At 63.0% G+C, this 19484-nt stretch carries 19 protein-coding genes; 7 read left to right on the forward strand and 12 right to left on the reverse strand.

Annotated elements, in window-relative coordinates; translation table 11 throughout:
* A partial coding sequence (locus tag RCO31_RS33285) for an exodeoxyribonuclease III (RefSeq protein WP_308972683.1) occupies positions 1–633 on the forward strand: 633 nt, incomplete at its 5' end.
* 71 nt (positions 634–704) lie between these two features.
* Here RCO31_RS33285 and RCO31_RS33290 read toward each other — a convergent pair.
* Entirely contained in the window at positions 705–1157 is a 453-nt protein-coding gene (locus RCO31_RS33290; protein ID WP_308972684.1) for a cyclic nucleotide-binding domain-containing protein, read from the reverse strand.
* Positions 1158–1195: 38 nt separating this feature from the next.
* Entirely contained in the window at positions 1196–1882 is a 687-nt protein-coding gene (locus tag RCO31_RS33295; protein ID WP_308972685.1) for a response regulator transcription factor, read from the reverse strand.
* Positions 1883–2068: 186 nt separating this feature from the next.
* On the opposite strand from RCO31_RS33295, the gene RCO31_RS33300 reads away from it, so the two are divergent.
* Entirely contained in the window at positions 2069–2611 is a 543-nt protein-coding gene (locus tag RCO31_RS33300; RefSeq protein WP_308972686.1) for a L,D-transpeptidase family protein, read from the forward strand.
* Here RCO31_RS33300 and RCO31_RS33305 read toward each other — a convergent pair.
* On the reverse strand, positions 2598–3296 hold the full coding sequence (locus tag RCO31_RS33305; protein WP_374991571.1) for a YggS family pyridoxal phosphate-dependent enzyme: 699 nt from the start codon (positions 3294–3296) through the stop codon (positions 2598–2600). The two genes, RCO31_RS33300 and RCO31_RS33305, sit on opposite strands and share 14 nt — an antisense overlap.
* A 121-nt stretch (positions 3297–3417) precedes the next feature.
* Here RCO31_RS33305 and RCO31_RS33310 point away from each other — a divergent pair, with 121 nt between their 5' ends.
* The 4 genes from RCO31_RS33310 to holA all read left to right on the forward strand — a co-directional run bounded on the left by RCO31_RS33310 (position 3418) and on the right by holA (position 9448).
* Positions 3418–5088 (forward strand): diguanylate cyclase domain-containing protein, encoded by a 1671-nt coding sequence (locus RCO31_RS33310; protein ID WP_308972688.1) that lies wholly within the window; start codon positions 3418–3420, stop codon positions 5086–5088.
* 116 nt (positions 5089–5204) lie between these two features.
* Positions 5205–7832 carry a leucine--tRNA ligase gene (gene leuS / locus RCO31_RS33315; protein WP_308972689.1) on the forward strand — a complete coding sequence of 876 codons (2628 nt, stop codon included), beginning with the start codon at positions 5205–5207 and terminating at the stop codon, positions 7830–7832.
* On the forward strand, positions 7819–8400 hold the full coding sequence (locus RCO31_RS33320; RefSeq protein ID WP_308972690.1) for a hypothetical protein: 582 nt from the start codon (positions 7819–7821) through the stop codon (positions 8398–8400). Before leuS ends, RCO31_RS33320 begins: the two co-directional genes overlap by 14 nt.
* 19 nt (positions 8401–8419) lie before the next feature.
* The gene (holA, locus tag RCO31_RS33325; RefSeq protein ID WP_308972691.1) at positions 8420–9448 is read left to right on the forward strand and encodes a DNA polymerase III subunit delta; all 1029 of its coding nucleotides are present in this window, start codon (positions 8420–8422) and stop codon (positions 9446–9448) included.
* Positions 9449–9622: 174 nt separating this feature from the next.
* On the opposite strand, the gene RCO31_RS33330 is transcribed toward holA, so the two are convergent.
* The 9 genes from RCO31_RS33330 to RCO31_RS33370 form a co-directional block, all read right to left on the reverse strand.
* On the reverse strand, positions 9623–10495 hold the full coding sequence (locus tag RCO31_RS33330) for a ParB/RepB/Spo0J family partition protein (protein ID WP_308972692.1): 873 nt from the start codon (positions 10493–10495) through the stop codon (positions 9623–9625).
* Between the two features lie 33 nt (positions 10496–10528).
* Positions 10529–11401 carry a ParA family protein gene (locus tag RCO31_RS33335; RefSeq protein ID WP_308972693.1) on the reverse strand — a complete coding sequence of 291 codons (873 nt, stop codon included), beginning with the start codon at positions 11399–11401 and terminating at the stop codon, positions 10529–10531.
* Positions 11398–12108 carry a 16S rRNA (guanine(527)-N(7))-methyltransferase RsmG gene (rsmG, locus tag RCO31_RS33340; protein ID WP_308972694.1) on the reverse strand — a complete coding sequence of 237 codons (711 nt, stop codon included), beginning with the start codon at positions 12106–12108 and terminating at the stop codon, positions 11398–11400. The genes RCO31_RS33335 and rsmG overlap by 4 nt, the downstream gene beginning before the upstream one ends.
* Positions 12109–12135: 27 nt before the next feature.
* Positions 12136–14016 (reverse strand): tRNA uridine-5-carboxymethylaminomethyl(34) synthesis enzyme MnmG, encoded by a 1881-nt coding sequence (gene mnmG / locus RCO31_RS33345; protein ID WP_308972695.1) that lies wholly within the window; start codon positions 14014–14016, stop codon positions 12136–12138.
* A gap of 136 nt (positions 14017–14152) precedes the next feature.
* Entirely contained in the window at positions 14153–15493 is a 1341-nt protein-coding gene (gene mnmE, locus RCO31_RS33350; protein WP_308972696.1) for a tRNA uridine-5-carboxymethylaminomethyl(34) synthesis GTPase MnmE, read from the reverse strand.
* Between the two features lie 34 nt (positions 15494–15527).
* Entirely contained in the window at positions 15528–15896 is a 369-nt protein-coding gene (locus tag RCO31_RS33355) for a VOC family protein (RefSeq protein ID WP_308972697.1), read from the reverse strand.
* Positions 15897–15968: 72 nt separating this feature from the next.
* On the reverse strand, positions 15969–16439 hold the full coding sequence (locus RCO31_RS33360; RefSeq protein WP_308972698.1) for an SRPBCC domain-containing protein: 471 nt from the start codon (positions 16437–16439) through the stop codon (positions 15969–15971).
* On the reverse strand, positions 16436–16765 hold the full coding sequence (locus tag RCO31_RS33365) for a metalloregulator ArsR/SmtB family transcription factor (RefSeq protein ID WP_308972699.1): 330 nt from the start codon (positions 16763–16765) through the stop codon (positions 16436–16438). The genes RCO31_RS33360 and RCO31_RS33365 overlap by 4 nt, the downstream gene beginning before the upstream one ends.
* Positions 16762–17223, reverse strand: a complete 462-nt coding sequence (locus tag RCO31_RS33370; RefSeq protein ID WP_308972700.1) for a VOC family protein — start codon at positions 17221–17223, stop codon at positions 16762–16764. The genes RCO31_RS33365 and RCO31_RS33370 overlap by 4 nt, the downstream gene beginning before the upstream one ends.
* Before the next feature lie 158 nt (positions 17224–17381).
* Here RCO31_RS33370 and RCO31_RS33375 point away from each other — a divergent pair, with 158 nt between their 5' ends.
* Positions 17382–19415 (forward strand): thioredoxin domain-containing protein, encoded by a 2034-nt coding sequence (locus RCO31_RS33375; RefSeq protein ID WP_308972701.1) that lies wholly within the window; start codon positions 17382–17384, stop codon positions 19413–19415.
* The last annotated feature ends 69 nt before the right edge of the window (positions 19416–19484 follow it).

A 19484-nucleotide genomic window follows, 5' to 3' on the forward strand; every position in this document is an offset into this window, starting at 1 on the left:
CAGAAGGGATACCACGGCGTGGCGATCGTCTCGCGGCTTCCTTTCGACCAGACCGACATTCGAACCTTCTGCGGCAAGATCGACTCGCGCCACGTTTCGGTTTCGCTCGGCAATCGGGCAGGTCTGCAGGAGCCGCTGACGCTGCACAATTTCTATGTGCCTTCGGGCGGCGACATTCCCGACGCTTCAATCAATCCGAAGTTCGAGCACAAGCTCTCGTTCCTCGACGAGATGGCCGCATGCGAACCGCTGCACGCCAACGGCGGCGATCGGCATGTCCTGGTCGGCGATCTCAACGTCGCTCCGTACGAACATGACGTCTGGTCGCACAAGCAGCTTCTCAACGTCGTTTCGCACACCCCGGTCGAATGCGAGAAGCTGCTGGCGGTGAAGGCACGCGGCAACTGGATCGACGTCGCCCGCACGCGCATCCCTGAGCCGGAGAAGGTTTACACCTGGTGGAGCTATCGCGCCGCCGACTGGACGCTGTCCGATCGCGGTCGCAGGCTGGATCATATCTGGGTGTCGCAATCTCTGGGAGATCGGGTCAGCGAGTTCGCAATCACTCGCGACGCGCGCGGGTGGGAGCGGCCATCCGATCATGTGCCGGTGACCGCGGCACTGGAAGTGTGACTCCAGCTCGAGCATTTTCCGGAAAAGTGGACACCGGTTTTCCGCAGAAAATGCGACCAAATAAACGAAATCTAGGGCGCCAACTTGCTGCTGGCGATAATCATGTCGCTCGCCGCCTGACTGGTGCGGCTGGCCAGGTCGTCGCGCAAACGTCGTGCCGCATCGGGATGTCCTTCCAGCACGCGCTGAAACATGCTTCGCGAGATGCGCAGCACCGAGGATTCCGAAATCGCAACTGCCGTCGATGGCCGCTGCATCTCCACCAGCAGCGCGAGCTCGCCGATCAGCACGCCGGGGCCGGCCACGACCTCGCGGTACCCGCCTTCATCTTCGTGGGACACGCGGAGTGCGCCGGCCTGCACAACGTAGCCGGCATCGGCGGTATCGCCTGCGCGAAATAGCGCTTCGTCGCGGCGGACTCGGCGTGTCTCCGAGCCGATGGCGAGAACCCGCAAGGCGTCGATGCCCAACAACTGCAATGTCGGCACGCTTGCTAGCAGCCTGACGTCATCCTCGATCGACATTCAGAAACATCACGGCGAATCGTTTCCGCAAAGCCTTATCATGGCACCAATTTGTAGCCGCCGGATTCCGTCACCAGAATTGCCGGGCTGGCGGCGTCGAGTTCGATTTTCTGACGCAGGCGGTAGATGTGCGTCTCGAGCGTGTGCGTGGTGACGCCGGAATTATAGCCCCAAACCTCCTGCAGCAGGGTTTCACGCGAGACCGGCGCCTGACCCGCGCGATACAGAAACCTCAAGATCGCGGTTTCCTTTTCCGTCAGCCGCACCTTCTTGGCGTTAGCGCCGATCAGCATCTTGGAGCCGGGCCGGAAGCTATACGGGCCGACCGAGAATACCGCATCCTCGCTCGCCTCATGCTGGCGGAGCTGCGCACGAATGCGTGCCAGCAGCACTGCGAAGCGAAAGGGCTTGGTCACATAATCGTTCGCGCCCGACTCGAGCCCGAGGATCGTATCCGAATCGGTGTCGTGCCCGGTCAGCATGATGATCGGCGCCTTGAAGCCGGATTTCCGCAGGCTGCGAACGACTTCCCGCCCGTCGGTGTCCGGCAAGCCGACGTCGATGATCATCAGGTCCGGCGAATGGGTTTTTGCCGCTTGCGCGCCCTTCGCTCCGGTATCAACTGCGGACGCCTCGAACTCCTCGTGCAGGGCCAGTTGCTCGACCAGCGTGTCGCGCAGATCGTCGTCGTCATCCACGATCAAAATCTTGCGGGCGGTGGCCATCAGTTAGAATCCTTGAATCACAGTCTGAGGGAGTAAACACCGGTGTGCGAATTAATTGCGGCAACGCAGCTTCGCGGGGCGGAATCGGTTCCGCCTGTGGACGACGGAGGTAACGCGAAATAAAGCATTCCGCCAGCGCCGCGCAAGCACGACTTCGGCATCAGGATGAGAAGATTCACGTTTCCAATGACTTACGAGAAAACTCCCCATGTGGGCGCAGCTACGATCACCGTTCGGCGCACCGGCGCGCCGACGCGAGGCATTCTGGTCCTTGACGGGGCGCCCATCCCGGTCGCGCTTGGACGCGGAGGCTTGAAGGCGAACAAGCGCGAAGGTGACGGCGGGACGCCGACCGGCACATTCCGACCGGTCCGCCTGTGGTGGCGGAAGGACCGGCATGCGCGTCCAAGAACGCTGTTGCCGGTCCGCGCCATCGGTCCAGGCGATGGTTGGTGTGAGGATCCGGCCGACCGTCGCTACAACCAGCCGATCCGGCTTGCCGGGGACAGCAGCGCTGATCGTTTGATGCGCGCGGACCATCTCTACGACTTCATCATCGAGATCGATCACAACACGCAGCCGCGTATTGCCGGACGGGGCAGCGCCGTCTTTTTGCACTTGGCGCGGCCGGGCTTTGCGCCGACGGCTGGATGCATCGCAATGACACGCGGATCGATGCTTCGTCTGCTCGGGCGGCTGACGCGCGGAACGCGAATTATCGTGCGCTAGTCATCGTCGTGCGGTGCCCGAAGATCGCCGATCCGACGCGGATATGCGTTGCGCCCATTTGAATGGCGACCGGGAAATCGGCGCTCATGCCCATCGACAGCAGCTTCAGGCCGTTACGCGCGGCGATCTTGGCGAGAAGTGCAAAGTGAGGTGCCGGCGCCTCCTCGAGCGGAGGGATGCACATGAGCCCCGCGATCGACAGGCCGAAATCCCTTCCGCACGTTGCGATGAACGCGTCGGCCTCCGCCGGCGAGATGCCGGCCTTCTGCGCCTCTTCACCGGTGTTGATCTGCACAAACAGGGTGGGCGAACGCCCCTGCTTCTCGATCTCCTTGGCTAGCGCCTCGCAAATGCTTGGACGGTCGACCGAGTGGATGGCATCGAACAGCGCGACCGCTTCCTTGGCCTTGTTGGATTGCAACGGTCCGATCAGATGCAACTCCATGTCAGGCGTGCCGGCTATGATGGACGGCCATTTTGCCTTGGCCTCCTGCACGCGGTTTTCGCCAAAAACCCGTTGGCCGGCCGCCAGCACTGGTGCAATTGCGTCCGCGCCGAATGTCTTGGAAACCGCGACGAGCTGAACCGAACTCCGGTCGCGGCCCGCATCCAGGCACGCGCGCGCGATCTCGCTTTCGACGGTCGCAAGCTCCGGCGGTGCATCGGTAGTGAGATTTGCAGTCATCATGCGACCGAAGGTTATTGCGAACGAAGGTTCCGGAATCGAATCGTTTCGAATTTTAGCGATTGTACAAAACCCTCCTTGAGCCGCGCTCACTATGGTGAACAGGGGACAAGGGATTGTTATGTTCAGCTTCAGTGTCCAGCGCTGTCTGGCAAAACTCAAGACCATTTTTGACGTGCGGGCGCGCCTCGTTCTGCTGGCGCTGATCCTGGTCGTGCCGCTGATGCTGGACCGGGTGCATATCCTCGAGAGTTCTCGCGCCAGCCAGGTCAAGGCTGTTTCGGCAGAGCTTGCCAACGTTGCAGACCGCGGCGCCGAGTCGCAGCGCGAAATGATCAAGACGGTCCAAGGCATTCTGCAGACCGCAGCGTCGGTCTATGTTTACGCGTACCACGCCGGACGCCCGTGCGAAATGCTCAACTCCGGCCTGAAGATGAACCTGCACGGCATCGGCAACATCTCGGTGGTCGGCAGTGACGGCCGCATTGTCTGTTCGACGCTGCCGGTCCTGGTCGGCGTCGATGTCAGCGACCGGCACTATTTTCATGACGCACTCGCCGAACGCCGACTCGTGCTCAGCAATTATCTCATCGGCAAGTCCTACGGCGATCCATCGATCATGGCGGCGTTTCCGACCACGGTGATCGATAGCCGGGTCGAGGCCGTCATCGTCACCTCGGTCACGCTGAACTGGCTGGAAGAACTTGTCGGCCAGGCACCCGCCGCGACCGGCATGACCGTCACGCTAATCGACGGCAAAGGCACGGTGCTCGCCTCCAAGCCGGCGCTTGACGATTCACCCGCCGCGCGCGCAGTGATCGATCAAGCGATGGCCACAGCCGGTGACGAAAACTCTGGTACAGCCGTGCCGGCAGGTTCGAGCGATGGCCGCATGTTCGCGTCGGCACGCGTACCAGACACCAACGCACGCTTGATCGTCAGCATCGACGAACGCGCCACGCTGGGGTCGATCGACCGCGACATTCGCGCTGCCTATCTGCAGCTCGGTCTGGTCGGATTGCTCGTGCTGGTCGGCGCCTGGTTCCTGAGCGAGCGGCTGATCATCCGGCCGATCCGCCTTCTCACCAACGCGGCGACGCGGCTTGGCGCGGGCGACCTGTCGGCCCGCACCGTGCGGAGCGGACTGCCGCCGGAGTTCATCCCGCTGGCGCAGGCCTTCAATGCGATGGCCAAGCGCCTGGCCGAACGCGAACGCGACCTGCTCAGTGCAAACAGGCAGCTCTCGGTGCTGGCTTCGATCGACACATTGTCGGGGCTTGCCAACCGCCGCGCATTCGACAGCCGTTTGAACGTCGAATGGATGAAGGCCGAGCGAGAAAACGGCCAGCTCGGACTGGCGATGGTCGATATCGATCACTTCAAGACATACAACGATACGTACGGCCATCTCGACGGCGATGCCTGTCTGACCAAGGTGGGCGCGGCCCTGATCAGGATCGCCACCGAGGTGAAAGGCTTCAGCGCACGCTATGGCGGCGAGGAGTTTTCGCTGATGCTGCCGGATGCAGATTCGGCGCGGATGGCCGAGGTTGGCGAAATGATCCGCGCCAGCATCGCAGCGCTCGAGTTGCCGCATGACAGCGCACCGCTCGGACATATCACTGTCAGCGTGGGTATCGCCGCCGTGGTGCCGGTCGCCGGCCAGGACCCGCACGACCTGATCGAAGCGGCCGACGCCGCGCTCTACATGGCCAAGCGGCGGGGCCGGAACACGGTCGTCGCCCATGGCGACATCCGTGCCGCCGACCAGGTGGCGGCGCGGGCGGTCTGAGCGGGCGCGAAAGCCGTTTCGACGGCCTGCATTAGCGCACAAGGCGTTGACCCTTCGGGGCATTTCGTGGCCTAGTCCGGCGAACTTTTTGACCTGTCGACAGACCTGACGATTCGATGACGACCGACCGCTACAACGCACGCGAGGCCGAGCCGCGCTGGCAGAAGATTTGGGACGAGCAACAGACCTTCGCCGCGAAGAACGATGATCCGCGGCCGAAATACTATGTGCTCGAGATGTTCCCCTATCCGTCCGGCAAGCTGCATGTCGGGCACGTCCGCAACTACACCATCGGTGACGTCGTCGCGCGCTACAAGCGTGCCCGCGGGTTCAATGTGCTGCACCCGATGGGCTGGGATGCTTTCGGCCTGCCGGCGGAAAACGCCGCGATGGAACGCAAGATCCATCCCAAGGGCTGGACGTTCGCCAACATCGAGACGATGAAATCGCAGCTTAAGCTGATGGGCCTGTCGCTGGACTGGGCGCGGGAGATCGCAACCTGTGATCCCTCCTACTACAAGCATCAGCAGCGGCTGTTCCTCGACTTTCTGAAGGTCGGGCTGGCCGAACGCGAGAAGCGCAAGCTCAATTGGGATCCGGTCGACATGACCGTGCTCGCCAACGAGCAGGTGATCGACGGTCGCGGCTGGCGTTCCGGCGCAGTCGTCGAGCAGCGCGAGATGAACCAGTGGGTCTTCAAGATCACGAAGTACGCACAGGAACTACTGGACGCACTGGATACGCTCGACCGCTGGCCAGACAAGGTGCGGCTGATGCAGCGCAACTGGATCGGCCGTTCTGAAGGCCTGCAGATCCGCTTCGCGCTCGATCCATCGACGACGCCGAACGGCGAGACGGAGCTGACGATCTTCACGACGCGTCACGACACGCTGTTCGGCGCGAAGTTCATGGCCATTGCGCCCGACCACCCGTTGGCGCAGGCCGCGGCGTTGAAGAATCCGAAACTCGCGGAATTCATCGCCGAGACCAAGCGCCACGGCACCGCGCAGGAAATCGTCGATACGCAGGAAAAGCTCGGCTTCGATACCGGCATCGAGGCCGTTCATCCGTTCGATGCGACCTGGAAATTGCCGGTCTATGTCGCCAACTTCATCCTGATGGAGTACGGCACCGGTGCGATCTTCGGCTGCCCGGCGCACGACCAGCGCGATCTCGACTTCGTCAACAAGTACGGCCTCGGCAACACGCCGGTGGTGTGTCCGGAAGGTCAGGATCCGGCGACGTTCGTCATCACGGACACGGCCTATGACGGCGACGGCCGCATGATCAATTCGCGTTTCCTCGACGGTATGACCATCGAGACCGCGAAGGAAGACGTCGCAAAGCGGCTAGAAAGCGAAACGCGAGGCAACGCGCCGGTTGCCGAGCGGCAGGTGAATTTCCGTTTGCGCGACTGGGGTATTTCACGCCAGCGCTATTGGGGCTGTCCGATCCCGATCATCCACTGCCCGAAATGCGATGTCGTGCCGGTGCCGGACAAGGACCTGCCTGTCGCGCTGCCCGAAGACGTCACGTTCGACAAGCCCGGCAATGCGCTCGACCATCACCCGACCTGGAAGCACGTGACGTGTCCGCAATGCGGCGGCAAGGCGTTGCGCGAGACCGACACGATGGACACGTTCGTCGACTCATCCTGGTATTTCGCAAGGTACACCGATCCCTGGATCACCACGGCGCCCACTGACCGGGCCGTCGTCGATCACTGGTTGCCGGTCGATCAGTACATCGGCGGTGTCGAGCACGCAGTCCTCCACCTCCTGTATTCGCGCTTCTTCATGCGGGCGATGAAGGCCACCGGTCACGTCGACGTGGAAGAGCCATTCGCCGGCATGTTCACGCAGGGCATGGTGGTGCACGAAACCTACCGGAAGGCTGACGGCACCTACGCCGAACCGAGCGAGGTGACGATCGACACATCCGGCAACGACCGTCGGGCCGTGCTCACTGCGACGGACGAGCCGATCACCATCGGCCCCAACGAGAAGATGTCGAAGTCGAAGCGCAACACGGTTGGCCTCGACGAGATTGCCGGCACCGCAGGAGCCGACACCGCGCGCTGGTTCATGCTGTCGGACTCGCCGCCCGAACGAGACGTGATCTGGACTGAGGAAGGCGCGCAGGGCGCTTACAGGTTCGTGCAGCGGTTGTGGCGCCTCGTCGGCGATGCCGCGAAATGCGCCGCGCCGCAGAACGCGCCGAGACCCGCGCAATTCGGGGACGCCGCCACCACCTTGCGCAAGGCGGCGCATCGAGCACTGGCACGCGTCACCGACGACATCGAGCGTCTTCGCTTCAACGTGTGCGTTGCGAACATCTACGAGTTCGCGAATGCGTTCGGCACCTCCCTCGGCAGCATCGATCAGGAGCCGACGGACGACTATCGCTTTGCCGTACGAGAGGCGGCCGAGATTCTGGTGCGGCTGTTCCACCCCATGATGCCGCATCTGGCCGAGGAATGCTGGGCGATGCTGGGTCATCAGGACCTCGTTTCGCAGGCGGCGTGGCCTCAAATTGAGCCCGATTTGCTGGTAGAGGACAGCATCACCCTTCCCGTCCAGGTCAATGGCAGGAAGCGGGCGGATGTCACCGTAGCGAGGGACGCCGGGACGACGGAAATTGAGACTGCCGTTCTGGCGCTTGATGCGGTAAAACGGGCGCTCGATGGCAAGGCGCCGCGAAAGATCATCGTGGTGCCGCAGAGGATCGTGAATGTCGTTGGTTAACGGTCGTAACGCTGCAAGACTTACCGCTGCAAGACTTATTGCGGCAAGGCTCGCGACAGTCACACTTCTGGGCCTCATGACGGCGGGCTGCTTTCAGCCGATGTACGCCGAGCGTACGCTGACCGGCGAGCCCGCGCTGCGCGAAAAGCTCTCGGCCGTGGACGTGAACGACATTGAGACCGCGCGAGCGGACGATGCCCGGCTGGTCGTCGAGTTGCGCAACGGCCTGATCTTCAACTTCACCGGCGGCGCCAGCCCGGCGGCGCCGACGCACAAGCTCGTCGTCCGCATGTCGACCACCAGGACGTCGGCCATCGTCGACCTGACGACGGCGCGCCCCGACATCGAGAATTACGGCATCGACGTCTCCTACGAGCTGCGTGAGATCGCGACCAACCGGCGCGTGCTCCATGCGACCACCTTTGCGCGCGTGTCCTACGACATTCCGGGACAGGAGCAGCGGTTCGCACGCCTTCGCGGCATGCGCGATGCCGAGAGCCGGGCGACCAAACAGATCGCGGAAAACATCAGCCAGCGACTATCGTCGTTCTTCGTCGCAGGCACCTGAGCAACGGGACGCCTCGACAGTGGTCGCGATCAGCAATCGCGAGATTGACGCCTACATCGCGAAGCCGAACCCGGCACATTCGGTCATCCTCGTGTTCGGTGCCGACGTCGGCCTCGTCCGCGAGCGCGCGGACTCGCTGATCGCCACTGCTGTCGACGACGTCAATGATCCGTTTTCGCTGGTGCGGCTCGAGGGCGATGACCTCGCTTCCGAACCATCGCGGCTTGTCGATGAGGCGATGACCGTGCCGCTGTTCGGCGGCCGACGCGCGATTCGCGTCCGCGCCGGAGGCCGAAGCTTCGCCAGCGGCGTCGACGTGCTGCTGAAGGAGCCGCCTAAGGACTGCCGAATCGTAATCGAGGCGGGCGAGTTGCGCCGCGATTCCCCGTTGCGCGCCATGTGCGAGAAGGCGAAGACCGCAGCAGCGATTCCCTGCTACGCGGACACGACGCGCGATCTCGCAAAACTGATCGACGACGAGCTGCGGCTTGCGAACCTCCGTATCGCGCCGGATGCGCGCGCGGCACTGACCGAACTGCTCGGCGGTGATCGCCTGGCGTCACGCAACGAGATCCGCAAGCTGGCGCTCTACGCCCATGGCGCCACCGAAGTCGGACTCGACGATGTCGCTGCCGTCGTCACGGATGCGTCGAGCCTGGCGCTCGATCCGATCATCGACAGTGCGTTCGCCGGCAAACCGGCCGAGCTTGAGACCGCGTTTGCCAAGGCGATCGCCGCAGGCATCAATCCGAACGGGATCATGTTCGCCGCGCAGCGGCAGGCAGCGCAGTTGCACAGAGCGCGCGCAGCGATGGACGAGGGCCAGCCGCTTGAGAGCGCCTGCGAACGTGCCTTTCCGCGGCTGCATTTTTCGCGGAAGGATCAGATTGCGCAGGCGCTGCGCAATCTGTCTGCGGAGCGGCTCGCGCAAGCGATCATTCAGTTGGGCGAGGCCGCTCTGGAGGTGCGCCGGCGCGCACAACTCGCCGAATCGATCGCACAGCGCGCGCTGATGGCGATCGCCGTGAATGCAAGGCGGCGCGGCTAAGGCTCTGTGTCCACAGTGCTGCTCATTATGACGAATACCGTTCGAGACGGCGTTGCCGTCGCTTGCCTATGGCGACGAAGCGGCCCGGCGCGGCAGTTGGCGCGGGTTCCGCGCTGGGCACGTCGCTTCGCTGGCAAAGATGAAAGTCTGTCAGCCGGCAGCGATCGGCATCGCCTAACTGCGCTCGCCGATTCGCCGCACGATCTCATCGAACTGCTCGAGCGTGCGATAGTGAATTTGAACCGTTCCGCCGGGCTCCTTGTGATCGACGTTGACGCGCAGACCCATCGCGTCGCTCAGGCGTTTTTCGAGCTCCAGGATGTTGGCGTCCTTGCGCGCCTTCTGCGCGCCGGTCTTTCGCGACGGTACGCCACCCTCATGGGCAAGCGCCTCGGTCTGCCGAACGCTTAAGCTTTCGTCGATCACGCGAGCCGCCGCCTGCGATGGATCGGCAAGCCCGATCAGCGCGCGCGCGTGACCGGCCGACAGCTTGCCGGATGAAATCATGTCCTGGACGTCCTGCGGCAGCTTTGTCAGCCGCATCATGTTCGCCACATGACTGCGACTTTTGCCGACGGCCTTCGCAACGTCCTCGGTCGAGTGCTTGAATTCGTCGACCAGCAGGTGATATCCGCGCGCCTCTTCCATGGCGTTCAGATCTTCGCGCTGCACGTTCTCGACGATCATGATCTGCAGCGCGTCGTTGTCGCTGACCTCGACTGGAACGATCGGCACGTCGTGCAGGCCCGCGCGCTGCGCCGCGCGCCAGCGCCGCTCGCCGGCGATGATCTCGAACTGGTCTGATGCACCGCGAATTGCGCGGGCGACGATCGGCTGAATCACGCCATGCTGACGGATGGACTCCGCAAGCTCGTCGAGCTCGGCATCGACAAACGTCTTGCGAGGGTTGCGCGGATTCGGCTTCAGAAACTCGATCGGCACGCGGCGCTGCGCGCGCGCACGTTCCGCTTTCGCCTGCTCGCCGCCGACGTCACCGATCAGGCTCGCGAGCCCCCTGCCCAATCGCGATCGCGTTTCCTCCGCCATCGCTCGCTCCTTAGGACTCAAAGCATGCACTCCTCACGCAAATTCGCTTGCACGCAGCTCGCGCTCACGTTGGATCACTTCGGTCGCAAGCCTGAGATAGGCTTCGCTGCCAACGCATTTCAGGTCGTAGACCAGCACCGGCTTTCCATGGGACGGCGCTTCGGAAATGCGGACGTTGCGCGGGATCATCGTGTCATAGACCTTCTTGCCCATGAACTGCCGCACATCGGCGACCACCTGGTTGGAGAGATTGTTGCGTGAGTCGAACATCGTCAGCACAACACCATGGATCGTCAGGTTCGGATTAAGTGTCGAGCGTACCTGCTCGACGGTTTGCAGCAGTTGCGACAGACCCTCGAGCGCGAAGAACTCACACTGCAACGGAACGAGGATCGCGTCCGCAGCGGCCATGGCGTTGACCGTGAGGAGGTTGAGCGACGGCGGACAGTCGATCAGCACATAGGTGTAGGCAGGCTCGGCCGGGTTGGTACCATTCAACACGCCCAGTGCATTGCGCAGACGAAACGCGCGATCGCGCTCGGTGCCAAGTTGGAGCTCGAGACCGGACAGGTCCATGGTGGAAGCGGCGATATGCAGACGCGGCACCGCGGTGGGCAACACCGACTGGCGAAGCCGCGCTTCGCCGATCAACACATCGTAGGTGGAGCATTCGCGCTTGTTGCGATCGATGCCGAGACCGGTCGAAGCATTGCCTTGCGGATCAAGGTCGATGATCAGCACGTGTTCGCCGGTTGCAGCAAGAGCAGTACCCAGATTGATGGCAGTGGTCGTCTTGCCGACGCCTCCCTTCTGGTTGGCGAGGGCGATGATCCGCGGCCGGATCGGGCGAGGGTCCGGCTGCGTTTCGTTAAGGATCTGTAAATTGCGGGCGATGTCTTCCGTCATGATCGCTTGCCCCCTCGCTCCGCCAGCGATGCTCCCCTTGCGGACACCTGATCGACCTCGACGATCCGGCCACCTGGATTGGTCCGGCTCAAATGCAGCTTTGAGCTGACAGTCCAATATTTTGTGGCTTCCGTCAATTCAGCCTCAACATCTTGGCCCTTTGGAAACAGAGCCTTGGCGCCCCGCTGGATCAACGGCGCTGCGAGTCCGAACAGGACATTAAGCGGCGCGAGCGCTCTCGCGGTGACGTAATCCGCCGCCGGTGGATCGCTATCCACGAAATCCTCGATATCCGCGAGGTGGACGGTGCCGTGTCCACCGCTGATTCGCAACGCCTCGCGAAGAAACGCAGCCTTCTTGGTATTGCGTTCGACCAGATGGACATGACCGCCGCCATCGGCGAGGGCACAGGCCAGGACAATGCCGGGAAAGCCACCGCCGCTGCCGAGATCGATCCAGGTCTTTCCGGAGGACACCAGGTCAAGGAGTTGGAGGGAGTCGGCGACGTGCCGCTCCCAGAGCGAACCAAGCGTGGAGGGGGCAACCAAATTCGTTTTCGGCTGCCACGCGCGTAGCAGCGCAATGTAGCGTTCCAGCCGCTCCTCTGTTTCACGTGAAACAGGACAAAGCTTCAGAGCTGCTCGCTTGTCCGCGGCTTCGTCGATCGAAGACTGACCCGAAGTCCGACCCGCAATCGCCTTCGCCATGGAGATGGCCACCTTCCCTCGCCGGCCTCAGCCCGCGGCTTTTCTCGGCCCGCTGCGCGGCTTTCGGCGAAGGTGCGCGATCAGCAGGGTCAGCGCCGCCGGCGTGATTCCATCCATGCGGGCAGCCTGGCCGATGGTCGCAGGCCGCGCCGCCTCAAGTCGCTGCCGGGCTTCGTTCGACAGACCTGTCACGGCGGCATAGTCGATGCTTTCGCCGAGCTTCAAATTCTCGTCCCGCCGCAACGCTTCGATATCTTCGATCTGGCGGGAGACATAGACATCGTATTTCGCGTCGATCTCCAGGTGGGTGGCGATGGCCGGATCGAGCGCCGCGAACTCCGGCCAGATCTTGGAGATGCTCGCAAGATTGATGTCCGGGTACGCCAGCAGTTCAAACGCCGTCCGGCGCTGACCATCCCGGTTGAGGACCAATCCGTGGCGCCCGGCCTCATTCGGTGTCACAGAAAGACTGCGGGCGAGGCTCTTGGCGCCCTCGAGCGCTGCCATCTTACGGGTGTGAAAGGCGGTCCGACCAGATCCGACGCATCCGAGCGTGACGCCCTGGTTCGTCAGTCGCTGGTCTGCATTGTCGGCGCGGAGCGACAACCGAAACTCGGCGCGTGACGTGAACATGCGATACGGCTCAGCAACGCCACGGGAAACGAGATCGTCGATCATCACCCCGAGATAGCCATGGGCGCGGTCGAATACGGTGGTCTCGCCACCCGACGCCCGCAAGGCCGCATTGATGCCCGCGACAACCCCTTGCGCGGCCGCCTCCTCATACCCGGTCGTGCCGTTGATCTGACCCGCGAGGAAAAGACCCTTGAGCCGTTTCGTCTCCAGCGAAGGCATCAGTTCACGTGGATCGACGTAGTCGTATTCGATGGCATAGCCCGGCCGGACCATCCGGGTCTTCTCGAGGCCCGGGATCGTCCTGAGGAGCGCGAGCTGAACCTCCTCCGGCAGCGACGTCGAAATACCATTGGGATAGACGGTCGTGTCGTCGAGACCTTCAGGTTCAAGAAAGACCTGGTGGCCGTCGCGCTCGCCGAAACGGACGATCTTGTCCTCGATCGAGGGGCAATAGCGCGGTCCCCTGCTCTGGATCTGGCCCGAATACATCGGCGACCGATGCACATTAGCGCGGATCACCTCGTGGGTTTCGGCGGTCGTGCGGGTGATGCCGCACTGGATCTGCGGGGTCGTAATCTGCCGGGTGAGCACTGAGAACGGCTCAGGCGGATCGTCGCCGGGCTGCATCTCGACAGCACCCCAATCGATCGTCGTGCCGTCCAACCGTGGTGGCGTGCCGGTCTTCAGGCGTCCGAGTGCAAAACCGAGCCGCTCAAAGGCCCGAGACAGCCCGAGCGCCGGCGCCTCCCCGACCCGGCCAGCAGGCCAGCTCTTTTCGCCCAGGTGGATCAGGCCTCGAAGAAACGTACCCGTGGTGACAACCACAGCCGCGGCCGTGAGCCTACGACCATCGGCCAGGACGACACCCCGGGTCCTCCCGTCCGTCATCGTGAGGTCGTCGGCCTCGCCTTCTATCACGGTCAGGTTCGGGGTCTCGGTGAGCGCCGCCTGCATCGCCGCTGCATAGAGCTTGCGATCAGCCTGCGCGCGCGGCCCACGCACGGCCGGGCCTTTGCGGCGGTTGAGGAGCCGAAATTGGATGCCGGCCTGATCGGCAACGCGGCCCATGAGCCCGTCCAGGGCGTCGACTTCGCGCACGAGGTGGCCCTTGCCGAGCCCGCCGATGGCCGGGTTGCAGGACATGACGCCAATTGTCGCGAACTTGTGGGTCAGGAGCGCGGTTCGAGCACCCATGCGCGCGGCCACGGCGGCCGCCTCGCAGCCGGCGTGGCCGCCGCCGATGACAATCACGTCGAACGATGTCTGGGTCATGGGATTTACCGCAATTCCGCGGCCCTTCTAAGCCCGTGATCGTCGAGCGTCAAAGCGGATAAATCGCAGCGGAGCGTCATTCTGTTTCACGTGAAACAACGATAGAAATGAATATATTTTCATTTCTATCTGCTGACTACTTTCCTATACAGAAATCCTTGAATATTTTCTCAAGAATATCTTCCACGTCGACCTTCCCCAATAATCGCCCCAACGCCTGCGCCGCAACGCGCAGTTCCTCCGCAAGAATCTCATCGGCGCCCGACGCAACACCTCCCGCCCGACGCAACGCCGACGCAGCCGCCTCAAGCAGGGCCTTCTGACGCGCGCGTGTCACCAGCGCCGCTTCGCCCGCGCCGAAATAATCCGCAGCGAACCGTCCAAGCTCATCTGTCAGCTCGGCAATCCCCTGGCCCTGGGTCGCGGAAACCTGAAAGACCCGCCCTGCCACATTCGACGCCCGGACCTGCTGTGTGCGATCCATCAGATCGATCTTGTTCAGCACCAGCCAAAGCCTGCTCTCCGCGACAGGATCCGATCCGCGTACGACCGGGTCGGCCATTGAATCAGTCAGCCAGAGAACCAGGTCCGCATCAGCGGCGCGCTCGCGCGCCCGCCGAACGCCCTCCTCCTCGACCGGATCGCTGGTCTCGCGAATCCCTGCGGTGTCGAGCAGCACCACCGGAAAACCACCAAGATCGAGATGCACCTCGATCACGTCGCGTGTCGTTCCGGCATAAGGCGAGACGATCGCCGCTTCGCGCCGTGCCAGCCGATTCAACAGCGTGGACTTGCCGGCATTGGGCGGCCCCGCGATCGCCACCACGAGCCCATCGCGCAATCGTTCGGCAGTGGTGGACGCAGCCAGCACCACTTCGATTTCATTTTGCAGGCGCGCGACTTTGTCACGCGCCGGCGCGATCAGTTCGTCAGGCACGTCGCCTTCATCGGAGAAATCGATGCCTGCTTCCACAAGCGCCAATGCTTCAATGATCTGACGACGCCAGGTCTCCGCGCGCTCGCCGAGCAGACCCTTGAACTGCCGCAAGGCCTGCCGCCGTTGCGCTTCCGTATCCGCATGAATCAGATCGTCGAGTCCCTCCGCCTCGGTCAGATCGAGTTTGCCGTTCTCGAACGCGCGGCGGGTGAACTCGCCAGCTTCAGCGGCGCGCATGCCCGAGATCCTGCCGATCTCTTCGAAGATTGTTGCCAATACGGCGCGGCTGCCGTGAACCTGCAACTCGGCCAGGTCTTCACCCGTCGCGCTGTTGCTTTCCGGAAAATACAGGACAACGGCATCGTCGATCGCCGCGCCAGACATACTGTGCAGCGTTGCAAAGGTCGCAACGCGCGGCGCGGGAACGCGCCCCGCAAGCGTCTCCAAAGCGGTGCGCGCCGCAGGGCCGGAGATCCGCACGATCGCAATCGCGGCGGGCGGCCGTCCTGTTGAGAGAGCGAAAATCGTGTCGCGAGCCATCGAACCGTAGGTCTGTGTGTCAGGGCGCTCTCGGCTATCCGCCCGCTTGGAAGAGCTCGATCGGATTGCCGGAGGGATCCTCGCAAAGAATCTGTTGTCCGCCCGGGCCTACGACAATATCGTTTCGAAATCTGACCCCGAGCTGCCGAAGCTCGCTGACCATCGTTTGCAGGTCATCGACCTCGATCACGAACCTGTTCCAGCCGCCGGCCTCGGGTTTGCGGCCATCCGGCATCGGCCGCGCCGCTGAAGCGCCCGGCCCCGCGAGCCACAATCTCAACTCATCACGTTCCATGATCGCCATCGCGGCACCGAACTGCTGCTCCAGCTTGAAACCAAGCCGATCCCGATAGAACGCAACGGCGCTGTCCACGTTGTGAACCAGATATCTCACGATCACCATCGATACCCTCGCCTCGCCAGCGAATGCATCGTCCAAGTATGGCGGCTTCGATCGGCGGCGTCAGCGGAAATATCAAGGCGTCAGGCGCACGCGGAACGCAGCGAGCAACTGCTGCCACCACTCCGCGTGCCTTCGCAGGAACAGACCATCGGGGAAGGAATGGCGTGCCACGTGATCCTGCGGAACGCTGTCCCAGCCGGTGTGGGTGACGGTGATACGCGTCTCATCACCGACCGGCTCGAACAGCACTTCGACATGCGTTGACTGGTCCGGCGCGAATGTCGCCTGCCGCCAGGTCAATGCAAGCCGCACACCCGGCTGCCATTCGGTGACGCGCCCGATTTCGAACACCTTGCCGTTGGCAAGCGTTTCGGTGAAGCGACCGCCCTCACCCGGCTCCAGTGCGATCCTGCCCGGCGATCGCGGCGTAAAGTGAAACAGCTCGTTCGGCTGCCACCATCTTCCGATGTCCTGGGTGAAGACCTCAAACGCACGCAATGGCGCTGCCGCCACGCGCAGCGAGACGATCACGCGCGAGTTCACGCGTTCTCCACGTGCGCCTTGAATGCCGCGAGCTGCTGCGTCCAAAGCCGTTCGGTGTCGTCGAGCCAGGTCTTCAGTTGCGCCATCGGCTCCGGTCTCAGTCTATAGATGCGCACGCGCGCGTCGAATTCCGGATGCGATTCCTCGATCAACCCGGTCGATCGCAACGTGCGCAGATGCCGACTCATCGCCGGAGCCGTCAGGCCGATCGCGCTTGCGAGCTCGCCGGCGCGCCGCGGCCGTTCGCGTAAAAGGTCGACGACACGGCGACGCGTCGGATCGGCCAGCGCGGCAAGCGTACGGTCGATGGCGAGATCTGCCGTCAATGCCAGCCCTCGATCTTCAGGCCGCTGGCTTTCTCCGCATCTTCGCGTGAGACCTTCTTCGTCGTCTGGCCGAAGCTCCAGACATGGCCTTCCGGATCGCGAGCCGAATACGTCCGGTCACCATAGAACTGGTCCGCGAGCTCACGCACGATCACCGCGCCGGCTGCCTTCGCGCGCTCGCAATGCGCATCGATGCCGTCGGCCAAATGCACATGGATCGACTGCGTGTTGCGGCCACCCGCGGATGCGGGGCTTGCGACGTAATCGGTCCATTCGGTGCCAACCATGATCTGGCCCTCACCGAACTTCATTTCGGAATGGGCCAGATTCCCGTCCTTGTCGGTGATCAGCATGACCCGCTCAAAGCCGAACGCCTTCTCCAGCCAGTCCAGCGCAGCCATCGGGTCCTTGTAGACAACGGCGGAAACAAACACCGGGCGGTGAAACGGATCGTCCATTGGCTGATCTCCTCTCCTACGACGTTAATATTTAACGATATACGAAACTATTTTGTCAAGTCATGCCCTCCGTTGCGACCAGCCGCCGATCATGGGCATTTCAGGAACCATCCCGGTGCGCCGGCCGTCAGAGAACAGGTCGCTCGCGGAGTATTTCCATGGCCAAGGCTACGGCGCACACCAACCGGCTCGCAACCGAAACCAGCCCCTATCTGCTGCAACACCAGCACAATCCGGTGGACTGGTGGCCGTGGGGTCCCGCAGCTCTGGACGAAGCCCGGCGGACCAACCGGCCGATCCTGCTCTCGATCGGCTACGCCGCCTGTCATTGGTGCCACGTCATGGCGCATGAAAGCTTCGAAGACGCGGCAACCGCCAAAGTCATGAACGAGCTATTTGTGAACATAAAGGTCGACCGCGAGGAGCGGCCGGACGTCGATCAGATCTACATGAGCGCCTTGCATCATCTCGGCGAGCAGGGCGGCTGGCCACTGACAATGTTTCTCAACCCGGACAGTGAGCCTTTCTGGGGCGGAACCTATTTTCCGAAGGCAGCCCAATTCGGCCGTGCCGCATTCGTCGACGTGCTTCACGAAGTGAACCGGGTCTTTCATGCTGAGCCAGCACGGATCGACCAAAACCGTCGGGCACTCGTCGCCCGGCTGAAACAGCGCGGCGAGGCGAAGAGCGCCGTCACAATCGGCCCGGGTGAGCTCAACAATATCGCCGAATCGATTGCCCGCGCGACGGACCCCGTGCATGGGGGGCTGCGCGGTGCGCCCAAATTCCCTCAATGCACAATGCTCGAGTTCATCTGGCGCGCCGGCGCACGCGCCGGTGATGCACGCTTCTTCAAGACGACTGAGCTCGCGCTGACCCAGATGAGCCAGGGCGGCATCTACGATCACCTGGGCGGCGGCTACGCCCGCTACTCGGTCGATGAAAGGTGGCTGGTGCCGCATTTCGAGAAAATGCTCTACGACAATGCACAGATCCTCGATCTTTTGGCGCTCGACTATGCGCAGACGAAGAACCCGCTCTATCGCGAGCGCGCGATTGAAACCGTCGGCTGGCTCCGGCGGGAAATGAAGACCGCCGAGGGCGCGTTCGCATCGTCGCTCGACGCTGATTCGGAAGGCGAGGAGGGCAAGTTCTACGTCTGGTCGGCCGCGGAAATACAGGAGGCGTTGGGCCCAGAGGACGCCGCGCTCTTTGCAACGAAATACGATATCTCCAGCGCCGGGAATTTCGAGGGGCACAACATTCCCAACCGGCTTGCTCATCCCGACGACACGCCGGAGGAGACCGCGAAGCTCGCCGTGCTCCGGCAGATGCTGCTGCAACGGCGCAGCACACGGATCCGTCCTGGCCTGGACGACAAGATCCTCGCGGACTGGAATGGGCTTATGATCGCCGCGCTGGCCAACGCCGCGGTCGCCTTCGACCAGCCGGACTGGCTCAGCGACGCAAAGACGGGCTTCAACTTCGTGGCGCGCTCCATGACTCGCGGCGATCGTATTGGGCATTCCTGGCGGGCAGGGAGCTTGTTGCTTCCAGGCCTTGCGTCCGATTACGCGGCGATGATCCGCGCGGGCCTCGCCCTGTACGAAGCAACCGGCGAAGCCACCTGGCTATCGCACGCCGTCAAATGGCAGCGCACCCTCGACGCGCATCATGCGGACAACACGCATGGCGGTTACTTTCTGACCGCCGACGACGCGGAGGGCCTGATTATTCGGCCGCATTCGACCGTCGATGACGCGATCCCGAATCACAACGGCCTGATTGCACAAAACCTCATTCGCCTTGCCGTTCTGACCGGCGACGACAGTTGGCGGGCCAAGGCTGACGCCATGTTCGACGCGATCCTGCCGCGCGCAACCGATCACCTGTTCGGCCATCTGTCTCTGTTGAATGCGCTCGACATGCGCCTAACGTCATCGGAAGTCGTGGTCGTCGGGCAGGGCGCCCAGGCTGAGGCGCTGCTACGCACGGCGCGAAGCCTGCCGCACGCCAGTCGCATCGTATTGCATGCAAGCGACGGCACGGGCCTTGCCGACGATCATCCAGCCAAGGCAAAGCTCTCGACTGTCTCGGAAGCGGCCGCCTTTGTCTGCCGGGGCCAAGTCTGTTCGCTGCCCGTGACTGATCCCGCGGACCTCGCGACGATCGCGTTACCCGCGGGCTCTTAAAGCATGATGAAATTAGGTTTGTTGCCGACCACACACATTCAGCGTCATCCGCGCGAAGGCTGGGAACCA

Source organism: Bradyrhizobium sp. LHD-71 (genome assembly GCF_031157255.1).
Taxonomy (GTDB): Bacteria; Pseudomonadota; Alphaproteobacteria; order Rhizobiales; family Xanthobacteraceae; genus P52-10.

Bases quoted from the DNA above. Each gene is read 5' to 3' on its own strand.
- RCO31_RS33310 (WP_308972688.1), top strand. From the start codon at position 3,418: ATGTTCAGCTTCAGTGTCCAGCGCTGTCTGGCAAAACTCAAGACCATT.
- RCO31_RS33290 (WP_308972684.1), bottom strand. From the start codon at position 1,157: ATGTCGATCGAGGATGACGTCAGGCTGCTAGCAAGCGTGCCGACATTG.
- RCO31_RS33300 (WP_308972686.1), top strand. From the start codon at position 2,069: ATGACTTACGAGAAAACTCCCCATGTGGGCGCAGCTACGATCACCGTT.
- RCO31_RS33335 (WP_308972693.1), bottom strand. From the start codon at position 11,401: ATGACGGAAGACATCGCCCGCAATTTACAGATCCTTAACGAAACGCAG.
- RCO31_RS33330 (WP_308972692.1), bottom strand. From the start codon at position 10,495: ATGGCGGAGGAAACGCGATCGCGATTGGGCAGGGGGCTCGCGAGCCTG.
- RCO31_RS33375 (WP_308972701.1), top strand. From the start codon at position 17,382: ATGGCCAAGGCTACGGCGCACACCAACCGGCTCGCAACCGAAACCAGC.
- mnmG (WP_308972695.1), bottom strand. From the start codon at position 14,016: ATGACCCAGACATCGTTCGACGTGATTGTCATCGGCGGCGGCCACGCC.
- RCO31_RS33370 (WP_308972700.1), bottom strand. From the start codon at position 17,223: ATGGACGATCCGTTTCACCGCCCGGTGTTTGTTTCCGCCGTTGTCTAC.
- rsmG (WP_308972694.1), bottom strand. From the start codon at position 12,108: ATGGCGAAGGCGATTGCGGGTCGGACTTCGGGTCAGTCTTCGATCGAC.
- RCO31_RS33295 (WP_308972685.1), bottom strand. From the start codon at position 1,882: ATGGCCACCGCCCGCAAGATTTTGATCGTGGATGACGACGACGATCTG.
- RCO31_RS33305 (WP_374991571.1), bottom strand. From the start codon at position 3,296: ATGACTGCAAATCTCACTACCGATGCACCGCCGGAGCTTGCGACCGTC.
- mnmE (WP_308972696.1), bottom strand. From the start codon at position 15,493: ATGGCTCGCGACACGATTTTCGCTCTCTCAACAGGACGGCCGCCCGCC.
- RCO31_RS33320 (WP_308972690.1), top strand. From the start codon at position 7,819: ATGTCGTTGGTTAACGGTCGTAACGCTGCAAGACTTACCGCTGCAAGA.
- leuS (WP_308972689.1), top strand. From the start codon at position 5,205: ATGACGACCGACCGCTACAACGCACGCGAGGCCGAGCCGCGCTGGCAG.
- RCO31_RS33355 (WP_308972697.1), bottom strand. From the start codon at position 15,896: ATGGTGATCGTGAGATATCTGGTTCACAACGTGGACAGCGCCGTTGCG.